The sequence below is a fragment of the Acidovorax sp. NPDC077693 genome (assembly GCF_044542805.1).
Taxonomy (GTDB): domain Bacteria; phylum Pseudomonadota; class Gammaproteobacteria; order Burkholderiales; family Burkholderiaceae_C; genus Acidovorax.
Genome location: NZ_JBITVD010000019.1, coordinates 108,550 through 133,572, shown reverse-complemented (window position 1 = coordinate 133,572; position 25,023 = coordinate 108,550). Strand labels below are relative to the sequence as shown.

Genomic DNA, 25,023 nt, shown 5'->3' with positions numbered 1-25,023 from the left:
ATCATGTTGTGGCCCTTGAACAGCGTGGGCTGCACGTAGTAGCCGCCTTCCAGGTCGCCGCCCAGGTGGGCCTGGCCGCCTCCGGCCAGCACCTCGGCGCCTTCTTGCTTGCCCAGGTCCAGGTACGACAGGATCTTGGTGAGCTGCTCCTTGCTGGCTTGCGCACCCATCATGCTGTCGGTGTCGAGCGGGTTGGCGTGCTGGATGGCGGCCACGCGCTTCAAGACGCGCTCCATGAACTTGTCGTAGATGCTTTCCTGGATCAGCGCACGCGACGGGCAGGTGCAGACCTCGCCCTGGTTGAACGCGAACAGCACCAGGCCTTCGATGGCCTTGTCCAGGAAGGCGTCGTCCTTGTCCATGATGTCGGCGAAGAACACATTGGGGCTCTTGCCGCCCAGCTCCAGCGTGGCGGGGATGAGGTTGTTGGCAGCGGCCTGCGCGATCACGCGTCCGGTGCTGGTGGAGCCGGTGAACGCGATCTTGGCGATGCGCTTGCTGGTGGCCAGCGGCATGCCCGCCTCGCGCCCGTAGCCGTTGACGATGTTGAGCACGCCCGGCGGCAGCAGGTCGGCGATCAGCCCGGCCAGGATCAAAATGGAAATCGGCGTGGACTCCGCGGGCTTGAGCACCACGCAGTTGCCCGCGCCGATCGCCGGGGCCAGCTTCCACGCGGCCATCAGGATGGGGAAGTTCCACGGGATGATCTGGCCCACCACGCCCAGCGGCTCCTGGATGTGGTACGCCACGGTGTTCTCGTCGATGTTGGAGAGCGCCCCTTCCTGCGCGCGCACGCAGCCCGCAAAGTAGCGGAAGTGGTCCACGGTGAGGGGGATGTCGGCGTTCAGCGTCTCGCGGATGGCCTTGCCGTTGTCCACGGTTTCGGCATAGGCCAGCAACTCCAGGTTCTGCTCGATGCGGTCGGCGATTTTGAGCAGGATGTTGCTGCGCGTTGCGGCGTCCGTCTTGCCCCAGGCATCGGCAGCGGCATGGGCGGCGTCCAGCGCCAGCTCGATGTCTTCGGCGGTGGAGCGCGCGGCCTGGGTGTAGACCTTGCCGTTCACCGGCGAGATCACGTCGAAGTACTGGCCCTTGACCGGGGCCACGAACTGGCCGCCGATGAAGTTGTCGTACCGGGCTTGGTAGGCGATCTTGGCGCCGGCGGCGCCGGGGGCTGCGTATACGGTCATGTGCGTTGTCTCCAGGAATGTTGTGTGTGGCATCGGCCGGCCGCGCGGGCCGCTCCGATGCACTCCCCTACTCAAGACGCATGCCAGCGCCTGGCACGCAGCGGACCGTTGATTTCATGGGGATTTTTCTGTCGGAGCACTGTCCGGACCGTCACACCGTGCCCGCCCGCCGTGTTCCGCAACGCCACACCTGTCACGAAATGGAACACCCGCACCGCGCGGCAGGCCGGCGCCCTTGCCCCGGCCGGGTGGGGGCGCCATACTGGCCGCAGCGGGTGCACCAGACGCCTGCACAGGAGACCAGCGCGTGCGTTCTTCCGCCACCATTCCACCCCTTGTGGCCTTGCGACAGGCCCGCCAGCACCTGCTGGAGTTCGGCCAGTGCCCCAGCGGCCTGCTGGACGAGCGCCTGGCCCGCTCGTGGAGCCGCAGCATGGCCGCTGGCCTCGCGCCCACGGGCCGGGCGCCGGGCGTGGAGCACGCGAGCAGCGGCACGCTGCGCCATGCGCTGGCCAGCAACCCCGAGCTGCTGGCGCATTCACGGCCGGTGATGGAATACCTCTTCGAACAGGTGCGCCACAGCCAGAGCGTGGTGGTGCTGGCCGACCGCCGCGGCATGCTGATGCACACGCTGGGCGACCCGGGCTTCGTGGGCAAGGCCGAGCGCGTGGCGCTGACGAGCGGCGCGTCGTGGCACGAAGCGCACCGGGGCACCAACGCCATCGGCACCGCGCTGGCCGAATGCACGGCCGTGGAGGTGCACGGCGGGGAGCATTTTCTGGAGCGCAACAGCTTTCTCACCTGCGCGGCCTCGCCCATCCTGTCGGCCACCGGCGAGCTACTGGGCATTCTTGACATCTCGGGCGACTACCGCCAGGGGCACGCGCACACGCTGGGCCTGGTCAGCACCGCGGCCCGCATGATCGAAAACCGCCTGCTGGCCGCCGCCTGCAAGCGCAACATCCGCCTGCACCTGCACCGCGACCCCGAAGGCATCGGCAGCGTGGCCGAAGGCATCGTGGCCGTGTCGGGCGACGGCTGGATCGTGGGCGCCAACCGCGCCGCCCTGGCCCAGCTGGGCCTGAGCGCCAGCGATGTCGGCGCCACCGAGCTCGAGCGCGTGGTGGATGCGCGGCTGGATGACCTGCTGTCGCACCACCAGCGCCGCCCGCAGCAGCCGCAGGCTGTGCGCCTGCCCGGCGGTGCCCTGCTGTTCGCGCAGGTGCAGATGGACCCCGCGGCGTGGCCGGGCACCGCGCTGGCGTCGGCCCGCAGCGCAGTGGCAGGCTCCGACGCCGAGGCACCGGCTCAGGCCGCGGATGCCCTCGCGCAGCTGGACACGGGCGATGCCCGCTGGCGCAGCGCTGCCGACAAGGCCCGCCGCGTGGTGGGCAAGCCGATCCCGGTGCTGATCCAGGGCGAGTCGGGCGTGGGCAAGGAAGTGTTCGCCCGCGCGCTGCACGCCAGCGGGCCGCGGCGCGACGGCCCGTTCGTGGCCATCAACTGCGGCGCCATCCCCGAGAACCTCATCGAGGCCGAGCTGTTCGGCTATGTGGGCGGCGCCTTCACCGGCGCGCGCAAGGAAGGCAGCGCGGGCCGGCTGCGCGAAGCCCACGGCGGCACGCTGTTCCTCGATGAAATCGGCGACATGCCCCTGGCCATGCAAACCCGCCTGCTGCGCGTGCTGCAGGAGCGCAGCGTGACGCCGGTGGGCGCCGGCAAGTCGTACACGGTGGACTTTGCGCTGGTGAGCGCCACGCACAGCCAGCTGATGCAGGCCGCCGAACAAGGGCGCTTTCGGCAAGACCTGTACTACCGCATCAACGGCCTGACGGTGCAGCTGCCCGCGCTGCGCGAGCGCACCGACTTCCTGGCGCTGACGCAGCAGCTGCTGAGCTCGCTGGCCACACCGACCACAGGACCCAGCCCCTGCCCCGGCCGGCCGCGCAGCCTGCAGCTGGCCCCCGACCTGCTGGCCCGCCTGGCGCGCTACCCCTGGCCCGGTAACCTGCGCCAGTACGCCAGCGTGCTGCGCACCGCCTGCGCCATGCTCGACGACGGCGAAGACACGCTGCGCTGGGACCATCTGCCGGACGACCTGGCGCAGGCGCTGGCGGCGCAGGAACAGAAAGAGGAACACGCACACGCAGGCAGCGGGCCCACGGCCTGGCCCACCGGCCCGGCCACCGCAGACGACGACGGCCCCCCGCCCGCGCCACTCAACCTGCGGCAGCTGTCCCACACCGCCATCGACCAGGCGCTGCAGTCCACCCGCGGCAACATGTCCGAGGCCGCGCGCCGCCTGGGCATCAGCCGCCAGACGCTGTACCGCAAGCTCAAGAAAACGCCGGGGTGAGCGGGCAGCGGGGCTTGCGGAAGCAGCGGCACCGGTGACCTGCAAGCGGTAGCGCGGCGACGGCCAGCGGGGCGCATGGTGCGGCGGGCCGAGGCGCACGCAGGCGCGCTGGAACGCTGGCAAATAGCTATTGATTTAATAGCTGCTAGCGCTTATTCAACAAGCGGTAGCAGCCATTTTGGCTGTGATTCCCCCCATGAGAAGTGAAGGAACAGGGCACGGGATGCCCCGCCTGCCAGCCCACGCACTCCCCGCTCCGTTTCACGCCAGCGGCAGCACGATCCGCGCGCACAGCCCTGCGCCCGGTGCGGTGCGCAGCTCCAGCCGGCCGCCATGGCTGCGCGCCACCCGGTCCACGATGGCCAGGCCCAGCCCCGCCCCCGGTGCGCCCGACCGCGCCGCGCCACCGCCGCGCGCGAAGGGCTCGCGCATGCGCTCCAGTGCCTCGGGCGCGATGCCCGGGCCCTGGTCGGCCACCTCGATCCAGGCCGTGGCGCCCGCCGTGCCGGTGCGCACCACCACCGGCGCCGCGCCGTGGCGCCACGCGTTTTCCACCAGGTTGTCCAGCGCACGGCGCAGGGCCTGCGGGCGCACGGGCACATCGGGCATATCGGACTCATCGGGCAAATGCGCGGGCGGGGCCAGCTCCAGCCGCAGGCTGCGACCATGGTCTGCCTGCGCCTCGGCCACGGCCCGGGCCAGGTCGTTGAGCGATGCCATGGCGGCGGCCTCGGCCTCGCCCACCCGCGCAAAGTCCAGGAACTGGCCGACGATGCCGTCCATCTCGTCGATGCTGCGCGCCATGCTGGCCGCAAGCGGCGCATCCAGGCCGGGGCCTGCGATCTCCACCCCCAGCCGCAGCTTGGTCAGCGGCGTGCGCAGGTCGTGCGACACGCCCGCCAGCATCAGCGCACGCTCGTGGTCGGCCGCGGCCAGGCTCTGCGCCATCTGGTTGAAGCTGCGCGCCACGGTGGCGATCTCGTCGGGCCCGTCCTCGGGCAGGGCGGCAGGGGCCTGGCCCTTCGCCAGCTGCTGCGCCGCCCCCACCACCTGGCCCAGCGGGCGGTTGATGTGCCGCTGCAGCCACCAGGCCCCCCACAACGCCAGCAGCACGCTGATCAGCGTGGCCAGCAGCCAGGCCCCCGTGAACTCGCGGGTGGGGAACACGCTGGGCAGGTGCAGCCAGTAGGCTGTGCCGTCGTGCACCACACGCAGCGCCAGCACGCCCGTGCTGTCGCGCCGCCACACGGCCTCGCCGCCCGGTGCGGTGCCGCCGCCCTCCAGCCGCCGCGCCACGGCCTGCACGAACTGCCGCTCCAGCGGCGACAACAAGGCGCGCCGGGGCGGAGACATTGGCACCGCCTGGGCTGCCTGGGCTGCCTGGGCTGCCTTGAGGTTGAAGGCTTCGACAAACGCGGCGCGCTGGCCCGCAGGCAGTGCCTGCAGCCCTGCGCTCAGCGCCGCCACATTGCGCGCCACGCCATCGGCCACCTGCGCCACCCGGGGCTGCAGGATCATCTGCCGCACCAGCACCACCGCCACCAGTTGCCCCAGCACCACCAGCGCCGCGATCAGGAGCAGGTTGCGCCCCAGCAGGCTGCGCGGCCACGGACTGCGGCGGCGGGCGGGCGCTGCTGAGGGCGCTGCGGGCGGGGCCGGAATATGCGCGGCCGGAATATGCGAGGCCGGGATGTGCGGCGCCGTCATGGCGTGGTGCCCGCACCCTGCGGCGCGGCCCCGTCGGGCACGAACACATAGCCCACGCCCCACACCGTGCGGATGTGGCGCGGCTGCGCGGGGTCGGCCTCGATGAGCTTGCGCAGGCGCATCACCTGCACGTCGATGCTGCGGTCGGTGGCCGCGTGGTCGGGGCCGTAGGCCAGCGCGATGAGCCGGTCGCGCCCCAGCGGCCGGTGCGGCTGCCGGGCCAGGGCCTGCAGCAGCGCGAACTCGCCCGTGGTCAGGGGCACGTCCGCGCCATCGCGCGTGAGCCGGCGCTCGTCCAGCCACAGCGTGAACGCGCCGAACGCAATCTGCCCGCCCGCCTGGCGCGGCCCGGCGTGGGCCCCGAGCAGGCGCTGGCGCCGCACCATGGCCTGGATGCGCGCCAGCAGCTCGCGCGGGTTGAAGGGCTTGGGCAGGTAGTCGTCGGCGCCCATCTCCAGCCCGACGATGCGGTCCACCGGGTCGCCGCGCGCGGTGAGCATCAGGATGGGAATGGTCTCGCCCTGCGCGCGCAGGCGCCGGCAGATGGCCAGGCCGTCCTCGCCCGGCATCATCACGTCAAGCACCAGCACATCGAAGCGCTCGCGCGCCAGCAGCACGTTGAGCGGGCCCGCGCCGTCCACCGTGCGCACGGTGTAGCCCTGGTCGCCGAGGTAGCGCTGCAGCAGGGCCCGCAGGTCGGGCTCGTCATCGGCCACGAGGATCTTGGCGCGTGCATCGTTCATGCGCGGATCATGACAGGCGGTGACGGCCTGTGGCGGCGCTGTCATACCTTGTCATCGCTTGGCACGGCGGCGCAACCCGCAGCCGGGCGTGGAAGCCGCACCATGCAGGCATCCCTTCTTTTTCTTCGGAGTTGTCCACCATGTCTGCCGCCACCTTCTTCCGCTCTGCCCCAGCCCTGCTGTGTGCGCTGGCCTGCGCCGCCCTGCTGGCCCATGCCCCGGCGCATGCCCAGGCCTCCGACGCGCCCGCCACGCCCGGCGACCGCCTGCGTGCCCGGCTGCTGGAGCGCGCGCTGCAAAATCCGGCGCCGCTGCCCGCCGGCGTGCAGAAGCTGGCCGACCTGCCCTACGGCAGCGACGCACGCCAGCGCATGGACGTGTACCTGCCGCCCGCGGACGCGCGCCCGGCCGGCCTGCGCGCACCGGTGATCTTCATGGTGCACGGCGGCGCCTGGCGCACGGGCGACAAGGCGATGCCGAAGGTGGTGGAGAACAAGGTGGCGCGCTGGGTGGCGCGTGGCTTCGTGTTCGTCTCCATCAACTACCGCATGCTGCCCGACACCCCCGTGGCGCAGCAGGCCTACGACGTGGCCCAGGCGCTGGCCGCAGCCCAGCAGCGCGCGCCCGGGTGGGGCGCCGACCCCGGCCGCTTCATCCTGATGGGCCACTCGGCAGGCGCGCACCTGGTGTCGCTGATCAACGCGCAGCCCGCGTTCGCGCAGCGCCAGGGCGCCTGGCCGTGGCTCGGCGCGGTGTCGCTGGACAGCGCGGTGCTGAACGTGCCGCGCCTCATGGCCGCGCCGCATGCCCGCCTGTACGACGAGGCCTTCGGCACGAACCCGGCCGCCTGGGCGCTGCTGTCGCCCTTCCACCAGCTCGTGGCCGGTGCGCCGCCCTACCAGCTGGTGTGCTCCACCGAGCGCCCGGACCAGCCCTGCCTGCAGGCCGAGGCCATGGCGCGCCAGGCCGCGACCCTGGGCGTGCGCGCCGAGGTGCTGCCCGAGCCGCTCGAGCACGGCGAGATCAATGGCGAGCTGGGCCTGGACAGCGGCTACACCCGCGCGGTGGAGGCCTTCATGGCCTCGCTGGACCCGCTGGTGGCGCGACTGCTGGGGCGATGAGGCGCGCAGGCGGTTGCTATTGATTCGATAGCTGCTTGCGCCCGCTGGTCGAGCGCCGCCGGCAGGAATCCGTCACGACAAACTGGACGCGGACTTCGCAGATTTCGCGGACTTCAGGTAAGGCGCCAGGTACTGCCCCGTGTGGCTGGCCGGGTTGGCCGCCAGGTCCTCCGGCGTGCCCACGCCCACCACGGTGCCGCCGCCCGCCCCGCCCTCGGGGCCCATGTCGATGAGCCAGTCGGCGGTCTTGATGACGTCGAGGTTGTGCTCGATGATGACGATGGTGTTGCCCGCATCGCGCAGCTGGTGCAGCACCTTGAGCAGCAGGTCGATGTCCGCAAAATGCAGGCCGGTGGTGGGCTCGTCCAGGATGTAGAGCGTGCGGCCCGTGTCGCGCTTGGAAAGCTCCTGCGCCAGCTTCACCCGCTGCGCCTCGCCGCCTGACAGCGTGGTGGCCGCCTGGCCCAGGCGGATGTACGACAGGCCCACATCCAGCAGCGTCTGCAGCTTGCGGGCAATGGTCGGCACGTCCTTGAAGAAGGCGGCGGCGTCTTCCACCGTCAGCTCCAGGATCTGCGCGATGTTCTTGCCTTTCCACAGCACTTCCAGCGTCTCGCGGTTGTAGCGCTGGCCGTGGCAGATGTCGCAGGGCACGTACACGTCGGGCAGAAAGTGCATCTCCACCTTCACTACGCCGTCGCCCTGGCAGGCCTCGCAGCGGCCGCCGGCCACGTTGAAGCTGAAACGCCCGGGGCCGTAGCCACGCTCCTTGGCGGTGTTGACCTCGGCCATCAGCTCGCGGATGGGGGTGAACAGGCCGGTGTAGGTGGCCGGGTTGCTGCGCGGCGTGCGGCCGATGGGGCTCTGGTCGACGTTGATGACCTTATCGAAGTACTCGATGCCCACGATCTCGTCGTGCGCGGCGGGCTCTTCATGCGCGCGGTACAGCTGGCGGGCCACGGCGGCGTACAGCGTGTCGTTGACCAGCGTGCTCTTGCCCGAGCCCGACACGCCCGTCACGCAGGTGAGCAGCCCCACCGGAAAATCCACCGTCACGTTCTTGAGGTTGTTGCCCGTGGCGCCTGCCACCCGCAGCGCCTGCAGGGCGCCCTGGCGCGCGTGGTGCTCGGCCATGCGCTCGGCGCGGCGTTTGCTGGCTTCGGTCTGCGGAAAGCGCGACTTGGCCTTGGCCTCCACCACGGGCGCAGCCTGTTGCTCGAGCACCGGCAGCCAGGGCGTGCGGCGCGGGGGCACGGCAATCGAGCGCACGCCCGACAGGTACTGGCCGGTGAGCGACTGCGTGTTGCCGCGCACTTCGTCGTAGGTGCCCTGCGCCATCACGCGCCCGCCGTGCACGCCCGCGCCGGGGCCCATGTCGATCACGTGGTCGGCGGCGCGCATCATGTCTTCGTCGTGCTCGACCACGATCACGCTGTTGCCGATGTCGCGCAGGTGTTTGAGCGTGGCGATCAGGCGGTCGTTGTCGCGCTGGTGCAGGCCGATGCTGGGCTCGTCCAGCACGTACATCACGCCGGTGAGGCCCGAGCCGATCTGGGACGCGAGGCGGATGCGCTGCGCCTCGCCGCCGGAGAGGGTCTCGGCGCTGCGGTCCAGGCTCAGGTAGCTCAGCCCCACGTCGTTCAGGAACTGCAGGCGGGTGGCGATCTCGCGCACCACCTTGCCGGCGATCTCGGCCTTGGCGCCGGTGAGCTGGAGGTCGTTGAACCAGGCATGGGCGGTGTTCAGCGTGGCGTGGCTCACTTCAAAGATGGCACGGGCCTGCTCGCCCTCGCCCAGCCGCACGTGGCGGGCTTCGCGGCGCAGGCGGGTGCCGTGGCATTCGGGGCAGGGCTGGGTGCTGCGAAAGCGCGCCAGGTCCTCGCGCACCACCACCGAATCGGTCTCGCGGTAGCGCCGCGCCATGTTGGGGATGATGCCTTCGAACGGGTGCTTCTTGGCATACACCTTGCCCTTGGAGGCACCACTGTCCATGATGTAGCTGAAGGCGATTTCTTCGTCGCCCGAGCCGTGCAGGATGGCGTGCTGCACCGGCGCGGGCAGCGACTCGAACGGCGCCTCGATGTTGAACGCGTAGTGCTTGGCCAGGCTCTCGAGCATCGCAAAGTAGTAGCCGTTGCGCCGGTCCCAGCCCTTGATGGCACCGCTGGCCAGGCTCAGCGTGGGAAAGGCCACCACACGCGCCGGGTCGAACACGTCGCGCTGGCCGATGCCGTCGCACGCAGGGCACGCGCCCATGGGCGAGTTGAACGAGAACAGGCGCGGCTCCAGCTCCGGCAGCGAGTAGCTGCACACGGGGCAGGCGAACTTGCTGCTGAACAGGTGCTCCTGCCCCGTGTCCATCTCCAGCGCCAGCACGCGGCCGTTGCCCTCGTGCCCGCCCACGCGCAGCACCGACTCGATGCTCTCGGCCAGGCGCTGCTGCAGGTCGGCCCGCACCTTGATGCGGTCGATCACCACGTCGATGTTGTGCTTCTCGGTTTTCTTGAGCGCAGGCAGGTTTTCGTGCTCATATATCTGGCCGTCGACGCGAAAGCGCACGTAGCCCAGCGCCTGCATCTGCGCGAACAGCTCGGTGAACTCGCCTTTCTTCTCGCGCGCCACGGGCGCGAGCAGCATGAGCTTGGTGTCCTCGGGCAGGGCCAGCACGGCATCCACCATCTGGCTCACGGTCTGCGCGGCCAGCGGCAGGCCGTGGTCGGGGCAGTAGGGCGTGCCGGCGCGGGCGTACAGCAGCCGCAGGTAGTCGTGGATCTCGGTCACCGTGCCCACGGTGGAGCGCGGGTTGTGGCTGGTGGCCTTCTGCTCGATGCTGATGGCGGGCGACAGGCCCTCGATGAGGTCGACATCGGGCTTGTCCAGCCGCCCGAGGAACTGCCGGGCATAGGCCGACAGGCTCTCCACATAGCGCCGCTGGCCTTCGGCATAGAGCGTGTCGAACGCCAGGCTCGACTTGCCCGACCCCGACAGCCCCGTGATCACCACCAGCTGGTTGCGGGGGATGTCGAGGTCGATGTTCTTGAGGTTGTGCGTGCGCGCGCCGCGGATGCTGATGCGCTGCTCGCGCAGGGCGCGGGCGAGGTACGTGCCGTCATCAGGTGTGGCGGGTGACGGGGCGGTGTGGTCGGTCACGGGTGGGGCCTGGTGCAGGAAAACCGACCATGATAGGTCACGGCCCTCCTGCGTGCATGGACTCGTGGGATTGACATGGACGGGGCCTCTAACCGCACCGTTGTTTGACAGCACTGGGGTCCGTCGGTGCACGTGTCGCACAAGAAAAATAACACCTGTCATTTTTTTTCTTGTGTGCGCAAGTGGATTCGCACATATTCACGCACAAACCCCCTGCACCCTTGTTTGCAACGCTCGCAATGCCTGTTACGTTCTCATGCCACCCCAAGATCTCCACCGTCAATCCGCAGTAACCCCTCAGACCTTCAGCGTGCTGCGTGAAGACCGGGAGCAACTGTCCGGGCATGGCGGGCGGGTGGTCTGGTTCACCGGGCTGTCCGGTGCGGGCAAATCCACGCTGGCGAACGCCTTGGAAGTGGAGCTTCACCGGGGCCTGAGGCGCACTTATGTGCTCGACGGCGACAACGTGCGGCGCGGCCTGTGCAAGGATCTGGGGTTCTCGGACGCGGACCGCGTGGAGAACATTCGCCGCGTGGCCGAGGTCGCGCGGCTCTTCGTCGATGCGGGCGTGCTGGTGCTGGTGGCTTTCATCTCCCCCTTCCGCGCGGAGCGCCAAGCGGCCCGGGACCTGTTCGCACCCGGCGACTTCCTGGAGGTCTTCGTGGATGTACCGCTCGCAGTGGCCGAGCAGCGCGACACCAAGGGCCTGTACCAGAAGGCGCGCAGCGGCGCCCTGTCACACCTGACGGGCATCGACTCACCCTACGAGCCCCCGCTCGCACCCGACCTCGCACTGCGCACGGACCAGCTTTCCATCGATGCCTGCGTGGGGCGGATGCTGGCCTTGCTGGAACCTTCACAAGACACGATGCCCACCATCGTACAGCGCGTACCCCAAGCCCATCTCCCGCGTGAAGCCGATCACGTGCCGCTGCCATGAGCATGCCCATGGCCCTTGCGGCCGCGCCCGCCGAGGCGCAGGGGGTGCGCGGGCCGCTGTTCTCGCGCCTGCGCATACCCGTGCCCATCACCGCGCTGCAGGATGAAGTCTCGCAGCTGATGGCACGCAGCTGGCTGCCCCACGTCAACCGGGGTGACTACGACGGCGCATGGGACGTGTTGCCGCTGCGCTGCCAGAGCCAGCATGTCGCGGCGCACCCCATCCTGCAGGGCTTTGCCCTGAACGACGGAGCCCGCGATTGGAACGACCTGCCGGTACTGCAGGATTGCCCTGCCATCCGGCAACTGATGGCCCGGCTGGAGTGCCCGCTGAAGTCTGCGCGGCTGATGCGGCTGCATGCGGGCGCCAGCATCAAGCCCCACCGGGACCATGGCCTGCACCTGGGCTGCGGCGAGGCGCGCCTGCATGTGCCGGTCTGGACCCATCCTGGTGTGCATTTCCTCGTCGCAGGCCAGGAAGTGCCCATGCGCGAAGGCGAGTTCTGGTACTTCAACGCCGACGAGGAGCACGCGGTGGTGAATCGCAGCCGGGCGGCACGCACGCACCTGGTCATGGACTGCGTGGCCAACCCGTGGCTGGTGCGCCGCATCCAGGAAGGTGCGTTCGGTGCTTGACCTGCGGCACGCCTACCACACGCTGCTCGGCTCGCCGCAGCAGCTGGCGCTGTGCCGGCAAGCCCGGTCCGTGGTGGACCTGCTGGCTGCGCTGCGGGGCCTCTGGGGTGCAGGCGGCCACAGCGACGCGGACATCCTGCAGGCCCTCGACGCGCTCAACCGCGACAACCTGCCCGACGAGGTGGCTGCCGGCATGGCTGGGATCTGGCTGCCCCGCAGCTACCACGCTCGCGGCCAACACCTGCACTGGTGCCTGCCCGATGGCGCACCCACCGAACCCTTCCACGACGAGTACCTGAGCCGTTGCTGGCAAAGCACCACGCTGAACCAACTGATCACGCCCCGGACCTCCTTGCGCGCCCTGGCGGCCTGCGCCCGGCGGGTGCCCCGGGCCCGGCCCGCGGGGTTCATCCTTCACCTGTCGCGCTGCGGCTCCACGCTGCTGTCCGGCTGCCTGTCGGAGCTGGACGAAGCGGCGGTCTTCTCCGAGTCCCCGGTGCTCACCGAGGTGCTGGTCGACCCTGCGCTGAGTCCTGAAGAGAAGCGCGCTGGCGTCGAGAGCCTGATCGATGTGAAGGCCAGCCTTTTTCCAGGCCGCCGGGTGGTCATCAAGTGGAATGCGTGGGACATCTTCCATGCACGGATGCTGCGCAGTGCGTACCCCACCGTTCCCATCGTGGCGCTGGTGCGCGACCCCGTGGAAATCCTCGCGTCCCACCACGCGCAGGCGGGCCGGCACATGTCGGGAGACCCCTCGCTCGCCGGCGTGGCGCCGGTGTTCGTGGTGTCCGCAAATGCCTCGGTGCTGGAGCACCGCATCCGCGTGCTCCACGGCCTGATGGAGGGCATGCTGGCGCTCCCTGCAGAGCCACACACCACCTGCATCGACTACCGCCAGCTGAACGGCAACACCGTGCGCCAGGTCGCCGGGATGTTCGGCCTGCGCTGCGATGCTCAAGGCCAGCAGCGGATCGCCCAGCGCATGCAGCGCAACGCCAAGCTTCCGGATATCCGCTTCCAGCCGGATCGCAGCGCCAAGGCCGCGGTGTTCGATGCCGCCGAGTCCCGGGCCATTGCGCAGCGGCTGTCTTCGCTGCACCGGGCGCTGGTGTCCCCGGCGAAGCAGGCAGCGCCCGAACCCGAGGTGGCAAATGCTGGCTGACACGCAGTCCCCACTGCTCTTGCACACGCGCCCGGGCGGCGCGCAGGATGCGCCGTTCCTGCGCGCGCTTTTCGATTCGCACTGCGCACACCTGCATGCACTGGGCCTTCCGCCGGCCGCGCTGCAAGCGCTGGTGGACCAGCAGTACGCCTTCCGGCAGGCAGACTACGGACGCCGCTTTCCGCAGGCCCGCACAGTGATCGCGCTGGCCGGCCACGAACCCATCGGCGCCCTGGTGCTCGACGATGACGACGACACGCTGCACATCGTGGACCTCGCGGTGGCGCCGCACTCGCGCGGCTGCGGCCATGGGCGCACGCTGGTCCAGCAGGTGCAGGCCCAGGCGCGCGAGATGGGTCGTCAAGCTGTCACATTGTCCGTGAACCCTCTGAATCAACCCGCCCTTCGCCTGTACCTGGCGCTGGGGTTCGAAGCCACCGAGCAGCAACCGGTTCAATGGCGGATGCTGTGGCGCCCTCTCCCCCCCCGCGAAGCGCATGAAGACCCACGCGCGAAACCCTCGTTCATTTCCACCATAACGAAAGGCTGAGCCCCATGGCAACCCCTTACCTCGGAGAAATCCGCCTCCTGCCCTACGAATGGCCGCCCAAGGGCTGGATGCTGTGCCAAGGGCAGACGCTGGCCATCAGCACCAACCAGGCCCTGTTCACCTTGCTGGGCGTCACCTACGGCGGCAACGGCACGACCAACTTCCAGCTTCCGGACCTGCGCGGACGGTCTGTGCGGCATGCCGCGCAGGCTACTCCGTACGGCAGCCTGGGAGGCTCGGAGACAGTGAGTCTGGTAGCGAGTGAGATGCCCGCGCACATCCACGCCGTGATGGCGTCCGCAGGCAATGCCAACAGCGCCGAATTCACCGGCGCCCTGGTCGGCTCGGCCGTCGCAGGGGGCAATCCCGTGAACCTGTATGCAGATGCCTCGAGCCCCGTGCAGGCGCTGGCGCCAGGCTGCGTCAGCACGGAAGGCGCAGGCCAGCCGCACGATAACTGCCAGCCGTCCCTGGTGCTGAACTACTGCATCGCGGTGACCGGTGTCTTCCCTTCCCGCAATTGAACGACTGACTGAAAGACCCACCATGGAAAGCTATGTCGGAGATATCCGTCTCTTTGCCGGCAACTTCGCGCCGCGGGGATGGGCGCTGTGCAACGGAGCCTTGCTCAGCATCAGTGAATACCAGACCCTCTACGTGCTCATCGGCATCCGGTATGGGGGCGACGGCCAGAACACTTTCGCCCTGCCGAACTTGTGCGGGCGGGTGCCGGTCGGGCAGGGCACGGGCCTGGGCTTGACCCCCCGCGTGGTGTCGCAGCTGTACGGCAGCGAGAGCGTCACCTTGCTCACCCAGCAGTTGCCCCAGCACACCCACACGTTCAACGCCACCTCCGCCACGGCGACCAGCGCCCGGGCGAGCGGCATGCTGTTCGCGCAGACCGGCACCGACAACCTCTACGGCCCGGTGCCCGGCACCGACCCCAAGCCCCAGGCCATGGCGCCCACTGCCGTGACGGTCGCGGGTGGCAGCCAGCCGCACGACAACATCATGCCCAGCATGGCCATCAACTACATCATTGCCCTCGAAGGCATTTTCCCCAGCCGCAACTGAGCAACAGGAGAATCGTATGGATCAGTTCATTGGAGAAATCCGGGCATTTCCCTTCAGCTTCGCGCCCAAGGACTGGGCGTTGTGCAACGGCCAGGTGCTGCCCATCACCAGCAACACGGCCTTGTTCTCGATACTGGGCACCACGTACGGAGGGGACGGCAAGACCACGTTCGGACTGCCCGACCTGCAAGGTCGCGTGATCGTCTCTCCCGGGCAGAGCCCGGGCCTGAGCCAATGGTTTTGGGGCGAGATCGCAGGGTCCGACAGCGTGACGCTGCTGTCCACCGAAATGCCGATGCACAACCACCAGATCACCGGCATGAACAACATCGGCACCCTGCCAGCACCCGACAGCAACAGCTACCTGAGCCGCGATGCACGCGGAGGCAGCGGTGTCATCCAGTACATGCAGACAGGCGGCACCCCCTCGGCCCCGATGGCGCCCAACACGCTGCTGCCCAGCGGCGGGACGACGCCCCACGAAAACAGGCAGCCCTTCCTGGTGCTGAACTACTGCATCGCGCTGCGAGGCGAATTCCCCGCCCGCAACTGACGCAGCCCCGCGACGCGACGGGCGACTGACCGACGAGCAGTCGCCCGGCAAGCGTCCACTGCCCCCCATTGCCACATGCCGCATACCCTGCATTTCATTTCCGGCCTTCCACGTTCGGGCTCCACCCTGCTCGCAGGCATCCTGCGCCAGAACCCGCGCTTTCACGCGGCCATGAGCAGCCCCGTGGCAGGGCTTGTCAACGGCGTGCTGGAGCAGATGGGGGCGGGCAGTGAGTCCTACGCTTTTTTCGACGCGGCCAAGCGAAAGGCCATCTGCCGCGCATTGATCGATGCCTACTACGCTGACAAGACCGAGCCCGTCATCTTTGACACCAACCGCCACTGGACGGCACGAATGCACCAGCTGGCCGAGCTGGTGGGCGGCTTCAAGATGGTCTGCTGCGTGCGCAACCCCGCCTGGGTGATGGACAGCTTCGAAGTCATCCACCGCAAGAACCCGTTCGACTACAGCCGCATGTACAACGCAGGGAGCCGGCACACGGTCTACTCGCGCTGCGAGGTCATGATGTCTGCGGGCGGCTCCGTGGGCAGCGCCTGGACCGCGCTCAAGGAAGCCTATTACGGCGAGTTTTCCGACCGGCTTTTGCTGGTGGACTACGACCTCCTCACCCAGCACCCCCGGCGCACGCTGGAGCTGATCTACCGCTTCCTCGGCGAGGAATCGTTCCAGCACGACTTCGACAACGTCGAGTATTCCGAGAACGAGTTCGACCAGCACCTCGGCGTCAAGGGCCTGCACGACGTGAAGAAGAAGGTCGCGTTCAAGCCGCGCCGCAGCATTCTGCCGCCGGACCTGTTCGCCAAGTACCAGGACATGGACTTCTGGCAAGACCAGACCGGCACCTTGGCCAGCATCGTCGCCCCCCGCCGGGCCAACGCTCCCCACACGGACACCACTAAGGACACCCCATGAACCGTGCCCTGCTCAGCGGTCTTTCGACGCTGCTGTTTCCCTTTGCAGCCCACGCCGCGGCCACCTCGGCCGGGGGGTACCTGATGCGTGGGGGCTATCAGCCGCGCAGCCATGCGCGCCTGCAGATAGACGCCTTGAGCCCCGCGGTCACGGCGCCCCAGAAGGCCAAGCCGCCGGCCCGGCATGCCGCTGCACCGACCGAAATCGCCACCCTGGATATCCTGCAGCAACCAGTGGCCACCGAACTGGTGGTCATCGACGGCTCCGTCGCCGACAAGGCCACGCTGTACCGGGGCTTAAAGCCCAATGTGGCCGCAGTGGAGATTGATCCCGCCCGCCCGGGACTTCCGCAGTTGGCCGAGGCCCTGCGCAACTACCGCAATCTGGCCGCGATCCACGTGGTCTCGCATGCAAGTGCTGGTGAGCTTCGCCTGGGGAGCAGTCGGGTCCGTGCAGACGACCTGCACCGCGATCTGTCGGCTCTTGCGGCATTGCGCACTTCGGTCCGCGAGGGTGGTGACCTGCTGTTTTATGGCTGCAACCTTGCGGCCGACGCAAGCGGTGAGGCATTGCTCGACATCCTGCAAGCCGACACGGGTCTGGACGTGGCGGCCTCCAGCAACCCCACAGGCAATTCGGCGCTCGGAGGCGACTGGAACCTGGAAGTGATCCGTGGCAGCATCGAGGCGACCCTGGCGTTTTCGGAGAGGGCGCTGAAAGACTATTCGGACGTCTTGGCTTCCCCTGACGGCCTCAAAAATTTCACTACATTTTCGGACGGAGGAAACCAGCTCACGGATAGCGACTTCATCGCGACTGCACGCAAAGATTCAGGCGCTGCGCTCAATATCAATCGCCTCTCCGGTAACCCCAGTATTGCCTATGCTTCCACAGGCTGGTCTGACACAGGCAATTACTTCTACGTTCGTGCAAATGGCACGAGCACGACCCAGTTTCAGTTGACTGCGCTGACCGCTGGTGAAGCACCGGGGTACAGTGCGTCGGGAGTCGCACTGAGCAATGTTCGTGTGGTCGGCATAAAGACAGATGGAACCACGATTACCTCCCCACCGATCAATGGCACTGCTGGTGTAGACGACTCGTTCTCGTTTTCGCTGGGGTCATTTGCCGGCGTAAACCTCAGAGGGTTCAAGCTGTACTTCGATTGCGACAATGGCTGCAATGCTCCTGTTGACGAGGCTGCATATATGGAGTTCCGCAACTTCACGATTGTCAACGCACTAGCCGTGCCACCACCGCCCGCCGTCACCGACAGCCGCATCAGCATCTCCGGTGCCTCGGGCACCGGCGGCGCGTACAAGATCGGCGACACCGTCACCGCGACCTGGAACAACACCGCCGGTGGCGACAATAACAGCGGCATAACGGGCGTCACGGTGGACTTCAGCCAGTTCGGCGGCGGCTCTGCCGTGACAGCCTCCAACAGCGGCAACACCTGGAGCGCCACCTACACCATCACGGCGGGCTCCATTGACGCCATCAACCGCAATGTCAGCGTCACCGCCACCAATGCCGGCGGCAGCACCACCACGGCCGACACCACCAACGCCACGGTGGACAGCGTGGCCCTCACCGTTACGGACGGCAGTATCAACATCAGTGGTGCTTCGGGCATTGGGGGCGCCTACCGGATCGGCGATACCGTCACGGCCACGTGGGACAACACGGCCGGCGGCGACAACAACACCGACATCATCAGCAGCGTGACGGTGAACTTCGCCCAGTTCGGCGGCGGTGCCGCGGTGCCGGCCACCAACAGCAGCGGCACCTGGACGGCGACCTACACCATCGTGGCAGGGGGCATCGCTGCCAACAACCGCAACGTCGTCGTTACCGCCCAGGACAACGCCGGCAATGTGACAACTACGGGTGACACCACCAACGCCGCCGTGGACAACATAGCGCCGTTCGTCAGCAGCATCGCGGTGAACGGGTCGCCCGGCAGCGGCGCCACCAGCATGGCTTTCACGGTGAGCTTCAGCGAGTCCGTGGCCAACGTTTCCACCGACGACTTCATGCTCGTGGGGACGGGCTCGGCATCCGGCAGCATCGCCAGCGTGTCCGCAAGCAGCGGGTCAACCGTCGACGTGAACATCGCCGGCATCAGTGGCACGGGCACCCTCAAGGTCAACCTCAATGGGGGCACCAACATCATTGATGGTGTGGGCAACTCCATACCCGCGTACAACGGCGGCAGCACGCACACGGTGAACGTCCTCACCGCGCCAGGCGCCCCCACGATCGGCACCGCCACGCCGGGCGATGCCCAAGCCTCCGTGACGTTCTCCGCGCCGGCCAGCAACGGCGGCTCCGCCATCACGACCTACACCGCCACGGCCAACCCGGGAGGGGCCACTGGCACATGCGCGGGGCCGGCAGCCTGTACCGCGACAGTCACCGGGCTCGACAACGGCACGGCCTATACCTTCACCGTCACGGCTACCAACGGCGTGGGCACCAGCACGGCGTCTGGCGCATCCAACTCCGTGACGCCCAAGGGCAACCAGACGATCACCTTCGCGAACCCAGGCCCGCAGAGCTTCGGCACCTCGCCCACATTGACGGCGACCGCCTCGTCCGGCCTGACACCGACGTTCACCTCGTCCACCACAGGCGTGTGCACCATCACCAGCGGCGGCACGCTGACCTTCGTGACGGCAGGCTCCTGCACCATCGATGCGGACCAGGCCGGCAACGGCACCTGGAACGCGGCCACCACGGTGCCGCGTACATTCACGGTCAACGCCATCGTGCCCGGCGCACCTACCATCGGTACCGCCACGGCGGGTGACACCCAGGCATCGGTCACCTTCAGCGCACCGGCCAGCAACGGGGGGGCCGCCATCACAGGGTATACCGTCACCTCCAGTCCGACGGGGATAACGGGCACCGGCGCAGGCTCACCCATCACCGTGACCAGTCTGACCAACGGCGTGGCTTACACCTTCACCGTCACCGCGACGAACAGCGCGGGCGCGGGGCCGGCCTCGGCGGCCTCCAATTCGGTCACGCCGGCGGCGCCACAGACGATCACCTTCGCCAATCCGGGGACGCAGACCTACGGCACCAGCCCGGACCTGTCCACCTTGGGCGGAGGCGCTTCCTCCACCTCGGGGCTGCCGGTAACCTTCACCTCGTCCACGACGGGTGTGTGCACCATCACCTCCGCAGGGGTGTTGACCTTCGTCACGGCCGGCACCTGCACCATCAACGCCAACCAGGCGGGTAACAGCAGCTTCCTGGCTGCCCCCCAGGTTTCGCGCTCCTTCACGGTCAGCCCCGTTGTGCCGGCCGCCCCCACATCCGTGGTCGCCACGGCGGGCGACACCCAGGTGTCGGTGGCGTTCGTGGCGCCCACCAATACAGGGGGCTCTGCCATCACCGGCTACACCGTGACCGCCAACCCGCCAGACGTGGCACCCGTGAGCGGCGCGTCGTCACCCATCGTGGTCACGAGCCTGACCAACGGCCAGGCCTACACCTTCACCGTGACGGCGGACAACGCAGCTGGTACGGGCGCGGCTTCCGCGGCCTCCAACTCCGTCACGCCCAAAGCCGTCCAGACCATCACCTTCACCAACCCGGGCACGCAGAACTTCGGGACCACCCCCACGCTGACAGCCACCTCCGACTCTGGTTTGTCACCGACATTCACCTCCGGCTCGCCGGGCTCCTGCTCCATCACTCCCGGCGGTGCGCTGACCTTCGTGACGGCGGGCAACTGCACCATCAATGCAGACCAGGCGGGCAACGGCAGTTATCTGGCAGCGACACAAGTCACCCGCACTTTTGCCGTGAATGCGCAGTTGGTAGTGTCCGGGACAGTGCCAGGCATGGCAGGCTTGGCCACGGCCACCCTGTCGGGCGGCGGCGCCGCTTGTACGCTCAACAGCGGCGGCACAGCGTTCATCACGCCTGGCAGTACACCGGGAGGCTATACGCTTCCCCATGGCGGCTTCCAATTCCTCGCCACGGGCTGCACGAGCAATGTCACCCTCACGCTGAACTATCCGGATCCCCTCCCGGCAGGTGTGCAGTTCTGGAAGCTCGGGCCAGCCACGCCCGGCGCGCTCACCTCCACCTGGTTCGCCTGGACCGGCGCCACCTTGAGCCCCGACCGCCGTACGGTGGTCTACACAGTGACCGACAACGGCGTCGGCGATTCCGACTCTGCGCTGGGCACCATCCGCGACCCGTTCGCACCCGCCCTGGCCGCACCTGGAAGCGGCGCTGTGGGAATCCCTGTCGACAACCCTTGGGCGCTGGCCCTCATGGCGTCCATCGTCGGCTGGCTGGGAGTGAGATACCGCCAACGCCGCGCCGGCTGAGGCGCAGCACCATCGCCGCACCCATGCTGACAGCCAGGGGGTGCGGCATGGAGGGACGGTAGCCGGATGCGCGTGCCGCGTGCTGCGCATGCCGCCTGAAGAGACGCCGACACGCAGGCCAGCGGGCCGCATTGCTCGGCACGGGCCCGCCGCGCGGATGCGGTGCAAGAGAGGATGCTTGCGGCCACCGCCACAGCACACGCCTGTTTGGGGCACATAACCCGCGTGAATCAGCCCCGGTCTAGACCGGTTTGGGAGCCCCCGCGAGGCGATGGGCGAAAATCGCGGCTTCGCTTGCTTTCACCCACGCCCCCATCCGTGCGCCCCGACGTGCCCCAGCCCTTGCCAACCGCCGCTTCCGCGCCCGTGACACCTTCCACCACCATGACCCCGCTGGAGCGCCGCTCCAGCCTCAGCCTGGCACTCATCTTCGCGCTGCGCATGCTGGGCCTGTTCCTGGTGCTGCCCGTGTTCGCGCTGGAGGCCCGCAAGTATCCCGGTGGGGACGATCCGGCGCTGGTGGGCCTGGCGATGGGTATCTACGGCCTCACGCAGGCGATGCTGCAATTGCCGCTGGGCATGGCATCCGACCGGTGGGGCCGCAAGCGGGTGATCGTGCTCGGTCTGCTGGTGTTCGCTGCCGGCAGCCTGCTGGCGGCGCTGGCCGACTCCCTGACCGGGCTGCTGGTGGGCCGTGCGCTGCAGGGCGCCGGTGCCGTGTCCGCCGCCGTGACGGCGCTGCTGGCCGACCAGACGCGCGACGCGGTGCGCACCAAGGCGATGGCGCTGGTGGGTGGCAGCATCGGCCTGATGTTCGCCGTGGCATTGGTGGCGGCACCTGTGCTGACGGCCCACATCGGCCTGGCGGGTTTGTTCGGCCTGACCTGCGCCCTGGCCCTGGCAGGCATCGCGGTGGTGCTGTGGTGGGTGCCGCCCGAGCCCCTGCAACACCAGAACGCCCCCCGCGGCCGCCTGGCCGATGTGTGGGCCCACCCGGATCTGCTGCGCCTGAACCTGGGCGTCTTCGTGCTGCACACGGTGCAACTGTCGATGTGGGTGGCCGTGCCGGCCATGCTGGTGCAGGCGGGCCTGGCCAAGGACCACCACTGGCAGGTGTACCTACCCGCCGTGGTGCTGTCGTTCGCGGCGATGGGCGGGTTGTTCGCGCTGGAGCGGGCGGGGCGCCTGCGGGCCGCGCTGCTGGGCGCCATTGCGCTGGTGCTGCTGGTGCAGGTGGGCCTGGGTGCGCTGGCCGCCAGCGGCATGCCGGCCACGCTGTGGGTGCTGGGGCCGCTGCTCTTCGTGTTCTTTTGCGGATTCAATGCACTGGAGGCCAGCCAGCCCAGCCTGGTCTCGCGCATGGCGCCGCCGCTGCTGCGCGGCGCGGCCTTGGGCAGCTACAACACCTTGCAGTCGCTGGGCCTGTTTGCCGGTGGCGCCCTGGGCGGCGCGCTGGTGAAGTGGGCGGGGGCACCGGGCCTGTTCGCGGTGACCGCAGGACTGACGGCCCTGTGGCTGGTGCTGACCTGGCCTTTGCGGCCCGTGAAACGCTGACCAACTCCTCCGGCCAGGCGCTTTGCTTTGTGGCCCGGGCTGGCGGCGTTGCGGCACAATGGAGCGTTTGGCGCCCGGACTCCTTCTCAACGACGGGCGCCCTTTAACTTCGAGGTAGAGCAGCATGGCATCCGTGAACAAAGTCATCATCGTCGGCAACCTGGGCCGAGACCCTGAAATGCGCACCTTTCCCAGCGGCGACCAGGTGGCCAATGTGACGATTGCCACCACCGACAAGTGGAAAGACAAGCAAAGCGGCGAGATGCGCGAAGCGACCGAGTGGCACCGCGTGGTCTTCAACGGCCGCCTGGCCGAGATCGCCGGCCAGTACCTGCGCAAGGGCTCGCAGGTGTATGTGGAAGGATCCCTGCGCACCCGCAAGTGGACCGACCAGAGCGGCGTGGAAAAGTACAGCACCGAAATCCGTGCCGACCAGATGCAGATGCTGGGCAGCCGCCAGGGCATGGGCGGCGGTGGCGGTGGCCAGCAAGGCGGCGGCGGTGGTTATGACGACGGTGGCGGCTATGGTGGCGACCAGGGCGGCGGCTACGACCAAGCGCCCCCTCCACGGCGTGCAGCTCCTGCGCCGCAGCAGGCAGCCCGCCCACCGGCACAGCGCCCGGCTCCTGCGCCCGCAGCGCAGGCACCGCGTGCCGCGTCGGGGTTCGACGACATGGACGACGACATTCCGTTCTGACCACGACCGGCCAGCGGTTGGCAGGGCGCAACCGGTGCGCACCCTGACCGCTGAGCACAGCGACCCGGCCTGCGGCCGGGCTCTGATCCCTCCCCCATAGCAAGCCAGCGCTGTGCAACGCAGCGCCGCAGCAGACCCCTGCGACAGGCTTGGACCACCCCTTGTCCTTTGTGAAAGCTGTGCTCGCTCAGTGCCGTGCCGTGGGGCGAGCGTTCGAACGCTCACCTGTCACCCCGCCACCAGCAGCACGGCACACCACGCCGGACGGGCAGCAGGCTGAAGCGGCCTGGATACTGACCCACGGCTTACACGAATTCCATGCGACGGGGAAGGGCATGTTTGTCAAGTTGCGGCATCCATGCTACGCGCGCAACACTTTGAAACATACCTCACACATAACTCGCAGATCATCGCGGACCTGGCGTTTTCTCGCCAAAAGGCCTTCCGTCACGTGGCCTGATCGGCCAGCGGGTGGACAGGAAAAAACACACACAACACACACAGGGAGTTTTCAATGGGATTCGTCCGCAAGATCTTGATTTTCATCACCGGCTACGCTTGGCTGCTGCTGCTGGCCGGCCCGGGCCTGATCGGCATGTCGGTCTGGAGCCAGTGGAAAGCCGACGGCGACCACGCCTACAAGCCGCGCGAGCAGCTGACGTCGCTGGCCGGCACCGTGACGGGCGCTTCTGAAGTCACCGTGACGCGCAAGCGCCGCACCACCAAGAAGTACTACGAAATCACCGTGAAGCCCGAAGCAGGCGGCGAAGACCGCAAGCTGCGCATCGACCACAGCACGCAACCCACCCTGGTGGGCAACCTGATCGATGAAAAGGTGACCGCGCTGTTCGACTCCAGCGACAACGACCTCGTCTATGAAATCGTGACCGGCGGCCAACCCGTGATCGCCTACGAAGCCAGCAAGCAGCGCCTGCTCTCCGAAGCGCAGTCCAACGCCAAGTCGTTCGGCGGCGCGGGCACGTGGATCTTCGCGATCTTCCTGACCCTGATCGGCGCGGGCGGCGTGTGGGCCAACCGCAAGCTGCGGCGCAGCGAAGACCAGCAAGACGCACAGGCCGCAGCCGCCTGATGCCTCCAGCGCGCCCCGGCCATGCACCTGCATGGCGGCACGCCACCAGCAACACGAGAGGGAGGGAGGGGTAGCGCCCGGCGCGCGCCCCTCCCGCACAACGTGATCACAGCAACCATAAGTTTCATCACCGGAGGACCTACACCATGAATCCCAACGCACTGTCACCCCAGACACCCGCCGGCGCACCGCTGGAGCGGCGCGATTTCATCGTCTCGACGTACAAGCACCTGGGCGCGGCCATCCTGGCCTTTGTCGTGCTCTCGGCCGTGCTGATGATGAGCGGCTTTTCCACCGCCACCGCCAAGATGCTGATGGGCAGCGGCAACAAGTTCATCTGGCTCGGCGTCATGGGCGCCTTCATGCTGGTGGGCTGGCTGGCGTCCCACCTGGCCGACAACGCCGAGAACCCGCAGACCCAGCTCATGGGCCTGGGCTTGTACGTGCTCGCCGAAGGCCTGATCTTCGCGCCGATGTTCGGCATCGCCCAGCTGCTGGTGCCCGGCGCCATCGGTGCGGCAGCGTTCATCACGCTGCTGATGGTGGCGGCGCTCACCTGGACGGCGTTCACCAGCAAGTCCGACTTCTCGTTCCTGGGCGGCATCCTCAAGGTGGGCGGCCTGGTGGCGCTGGGCACCATCGTGGCCGGTGCGATCTTCGGCTTCAAGCTCGGTATCTGGTTCTCCGGGATCATGGTGCTGTTTGCCGGCGCCTGCGTGCTGTACGACACCTCGCGCATCATCCACGACTACCCGGCCGACCGCCCTGCAGGCGCTGCGCTGCACCTGTTCGCCTCCATCGCACTGATGCTCTGGTACGTGCTGCGCATCCTCATCAGCCTGGCGACCAACGACGATTGATACCCCCAGCCGAGCCCGCGCCAGACACGGTGCGGCACCACAGGCTGACAAGGCCGGACACCTGCAAGGGTGCCCGGCCTTTTCTTTTGGCGGCGGTGGACACGCCAAAAATGCCCCTGCCGCTTGTTGTGATTGCCTTTATTGCTACACATTTCATAGCTACCACACCGTAGCCATCGATCACGTCGGCCTGGGCCCACGGCAGTCATTCCCGCCGGGGCCGCCGCTACGCCTGGAAGCGATTTTTAGAAGGCCTTTTTACCCATAGCTGGCACAATTGGATACAGCAGCCCGGCCCCGCACGCAGTGTTTTGGCCGGGCGGTCTCTCGGGCTGGACGGGCATTGCTCTCGCTGTCTT

Annotated in this window: 19 protein-coding genes; 15 read left to right on the top strand and 4 right to left on the bottom strand. The window is 68.2% G+C overall.

Going from position 1 to position 25,023, the window contains the following annotated elements:
* On the bottom strand, positions 1-1,190 hold a 1,190-nt coding region (locus ACIGHN_RS23485), incomplete at its 3' end, for an aldehyde dehydrogenase family protein (RefSeq protein WP_396506448.1).
* Between the two features lie 307 nt (positions 1,191-1,497).
* Between ACIGHN_RS23485 and ACIGHN_RS23480 the strand changes: the two genes are divergently transcribed.
* Entirely contained in the window at positions 1,498-3,546 is a 2,049-nt protein-coding gene (locus ACIGHN_RS23480; RefSeq protein ID WP_396506446.1) for a sigma-54-dependent Fis family transcriptional regulator, read from the top strand.
* Positions 3,547-3,807: 261 nt separating this feature from the next.
* Here ACIGHN_RS23480 and ACIGHN_RS23475 read toward each other — a convergent pair whose 3' ends face one another.
* Positions 3,808-5,253 carry an ATP-binding protein gene (locus tag ACIGHN_RS23475; protein WP_396506444.1) on the bottom strand — a complete coding sequence of 482 codons (1,446 nt, stop codon included), beginning with the start codon at positions 5,251-5,253 and terminating at the stop codon, positions 3,808-3,810.
* A complete protein-coding gene (gene ompR / locus ACIGHN_RS23470; protein ID WP_396506442.1) occupies positions 5,250-5,996 on the bottom strand; it encodes a two-component system response regulator OmpR in 747 nt (248 codons plus the stop codon). The genes ACIGHN_RS23475 and ompR overlap by 4 nt, the downstream gene beginning before the upstream one ends.
* A gap of 140 nt (positions 5,997-6,136) precedes the next feature.
* Here ompR and ACIGHN_RS23465 point away from each other — a divergent pair, with 140 nt between their 5' ends.
* Positions 6,137-7,117, top strand: a complete 981-nt coding sequence (locus ACIGHN_RS23465) for an alpha/beta hydrolase (protein ID WP_396506441.1) — start codon at positions 6,137-6,139, stop codon at positions 7,115-7,117.
* Between the two features lie 72 nt (positions 7,118-7,189).
* Here the strand turns inward: ACIGHN_RS23465 and uvrA are convergent, their stop codons facing one another.
* A complete protein-coding gene (gene uvrA, locus ACIGHN_RS23460) occupies positions 7,190-10,267 on the bottom strand; it encodes an excinuclease ABC subunit UvrA (RefSeq protein WP_396506439.1) in 3,078 nt (1,025 codons plus the stop codon).
* A 256-nt stretch (positions 10,268-10,523) separates the two neighbouring features.
* Here uvrA and cysC point away from each other — a divergent pair, with 256 nt between their 5' ends.
* From cysC to ACIGHN_RS23395, 13 genes are all read left to right on the top strand, one after another.
* Entirely contained in the window at positions 10,524-11,207 is a 684-nt protein-coding gene (cysC, locus tag ACIGHN_RS23455) for an adenylyl-sulfate kinase (protein WP_396506438.1), read from the top strand.
* Positions 11,204-11,842 carry an aspartyl/asparaginyl beta-hydroxylase domain-containing protein gene (locus tag ACIGHN_RS23450; RefSeq protein ID WP_056411051.1) on the top strand — a complete coding sequence of 213 codons (639 nt, stop codon included), beginning with the start codon at positions 11,204-11,206 and terminating at the stop codon, positions 11,840-11,842. Before cysC ends, ACIGHN_RS23450 begins: the two co-directional genes overlap by 4 nt.
* Entirely contained in the window at positions 11,835-13,004 is a 1,170-nt protein-coding gene (locus tag ACIGHN_RS23445) for a sulfotransferase family protein (protein ID WP_396506436.1), read from the top strand. Before ACIGHN_RS23450 ends, ACIGHN_RS23445 begins: the two co-directional genes overlap by 8 nt.
* Positions 12,994-13,554, top strand: a complete 561-nt coding sequence (locus ACIGHN_RS23440) for a GNAT family N-acetyltransferase (RefSeq protein ID WP_396506434.1) — start codon at positions 12,994-12,996, stop codon at positions 13,552-13,554. Before ACIGHN_RS23445 ends, ACIGHN_RS23440 begins: the two co-directional genes overlap by 11 nt.
* Before the next feature lie 5 nt (positions 13,555-13,559).
* Positions 13,560-14,078 carry a phage tail protein gene (locus ACIGHN_RS23435; RefSeq protein WP_056411040.1) on the top strand — a complete coding sequence of 173 codons (519 nt, stop codon included), beginning with the start codon at positions 13,560-13,562 and terminating at the stop codon, positions 14,076-14,078.
* Positions 14,079-14,100: 22 nt separating this feature from the next.
* The gene (locus tag ACIGHN_RS23430; RefSeq protein ID WP_056411038.1) at positions 14,101-14,628 is read left to right on the top strand and encodes a phage tail protein; all 528 of its coding nucleotides are present in this window, start codon (positions 14,101-14,103) and stop codon (positions 14,626-14,628) included.
* 16 nt (positions 14,629-14,644) lie between these two features.
* Complete coding sequence (locus tag ACIGHN_RS23425) at positions 14,645-15,181, top strand: phage tail protein (RefSeq protein WP_056411036.1); 537 nt, start codon at positions 14,645-14,647, stop codon at positions 15,179-15,181.
* Between the two features lie 75 nt (positions 15,182-15,256).
* Positions 15,257-16,114, top strand: a complete 858-nt coding sequence (locus ACIGHN_RS23420) for a sulfotransferase (protein ID WP_396506431.1) — start codon at positions 15,257-15,259, stop codon at positions 16,112-16,114.
* Positions 16,111-20,463 (top strand): DUF4347 domain-containing protein, encoded by a 4,353-nt coding sequence (locus ACIGHN_RS23415; protein WP_396506429.1) that lies wholly within the window; start codon positions 16,111-16,113, stop codon positions 20,461-20,463. Before ACIGHN_RS23420 ends, ACIGHN_RS23415 begins: the two co-directional genes overlap by 4 nt.
* Positions 20,464-20,847: 384 nt before the next feature.
* Positions 20,848-22,017 (top strand): MFS transporter, encoded by a 1,170-nt coding sequence (locus ACIGHN_RS23410; protein ID WP_396506454.1) that lies wholly within the window; start codon positions 20,848-20,850, stop codon positions 22,015-22,017.
* A gap of 124 nt (positions 22,018-22,141) precedes the next feature.
* Positions 22,142-22,714 (top strand): single-stranded DNA-binding protein, encoded by a 573-nt coding sequence (ssb, locus tag ACIGHN_RS23405; RefSeq protein ID WP_056411021.1) that lies wholly within the window; start codon positions 22,142-22,144, stop codon positions 22,712-22,714.
* A 514-nt stretch (positions 22,715-23,228) separates the two neighbouring features.
* Complete coding sequence (locus ACIGHN_RS23400; protein WP_396506427.1) at positions 23,229-23,804, top strand: hypothetical protein; 576 nt, start codon at positions 23,229-23,231, stop codon at positions 23,802-23,804.
* A gap of 146 nt (positions 23,805-23,950) precedes the next feature.
* Positions 23,951-24,664 (top strand): Bax inhibitor-1 family protein, encoded by a 714-nt coding sequence (locus ACIGHN_RS23395; RefSeq protein WP_056411015.1) that lies wholly within the window; start codon positions 23,951-23,953, stop codon positions 24,662-24,664.
* The last annotated feature ends 359 nt before the right edge of the window (positions 24,665-25,023 follow it).

Bases quoted from the DNA above. Each gene is read 5' to 3' on its own strand.
- ACIGHN_RS23435 (WP_056411040.1), top strand. From the start codon at position 13,560: ATGGCAACCCCTTACCTCGGAGAAATCCGCCTCCTGCCCTACGAATGG.
- ACIGHN_RS23430 (WP_056411038.1), top strand. From the start codon at position 14,101: ATGGAAAGCTATGTCGGAGATATCCGTCTCTTTGCCGGCAACTTCGCG.
- ACIGHN_RS23420 (WP_396506431.1), top strand. From the start codon at position 15,257: ATGCCGCATACCCTGCATTTCATTTCCGGCCTTCCACGTTCGGGCTCC.
- ACIGHN_RS23395 (WP_056411015.1), top strand. From the start codon at position 23,951: ATGAATCCCAACGCACTGTCACCCCAGACACCCGCCGGCGCACCGCTG.
- ACIGHN_RS23475 (WP_396506444.1), bottom strand. From the start codon at position 5,253: ATGACGGCGCCGCACATCCCGGCCTCGCATATTCCGGCCGCGCATATT.
- ssb (WP_056411021.1), top strand. From the start codon at position 22,142: ATGGCATCCGTGAACAAAGTCATCATCGTCGGCAACCTGGGCCGAGAC.
- ACIGHN_RS23415 (WP_396506429.1), top strand. From the start codon at position 16,111: ATGAACCGTGCCCTGCTCAGCGGTCTTTCGACGCTGCTGTTTCCCTTT.
- ACIGHN_RS23400 (WP_396506427.1), top strand. From the start codon at position 23,229: ATGGGATTCGTCCGCAAGATCTTGATTTTCATCACCGGCTACGCTTGG.
- cysC (WP_396506438.1), top strand. From the start codon at position 10,524: ATGCCACCCCAAGATCTCCACCGTCAATCCGCAGTAACCCCTCAGACC.
- ompR (WP_396506442.1), bottom strand. From the start codon at position 5,996: ATGAACGATGCACGCGCCAAGATCCTCGTGGCCGATGACGAGCCCGAC.
- ACIGHN_RS23465 (WP_396506441.1), top strand. From the start codon at position 6,137: ATGTCTGCCGCCACCTTCTTCCGCTCTGCCCCAGCCCTGCTGTGTGCG.
- ACIGHN_RS23440 (WP_396506434.1), top strand. From the start codon at position 12,994: ATGCTGGCTGACACGCAGTCCCCACTGCTCTTGCACACGCGCCCGGGC.
- ACIGHN_RS23450 (WP_056411051.1), top strand. From the start codon at position 11,204: ATGAGCATGCCCATGGCCCTTGCGGCCGCGCCCGCCGAGGCGCAGGGG.
- ACIGHN_RS23425 (WP_056411036.1), top strand. From the start codon at position 14,645: ATGGATCAGTTCATTGGAGAAATCCGGGCATTTCCCTTCAGCTTCGCG.
- ACIGHN_RS23410 (WP_396506454.1), top strand. From the start codon at position 20,848: ATGACCCCGCTGGAGCGCCGCTCCAGCCTCAGCCTGGCACTCATCTTC.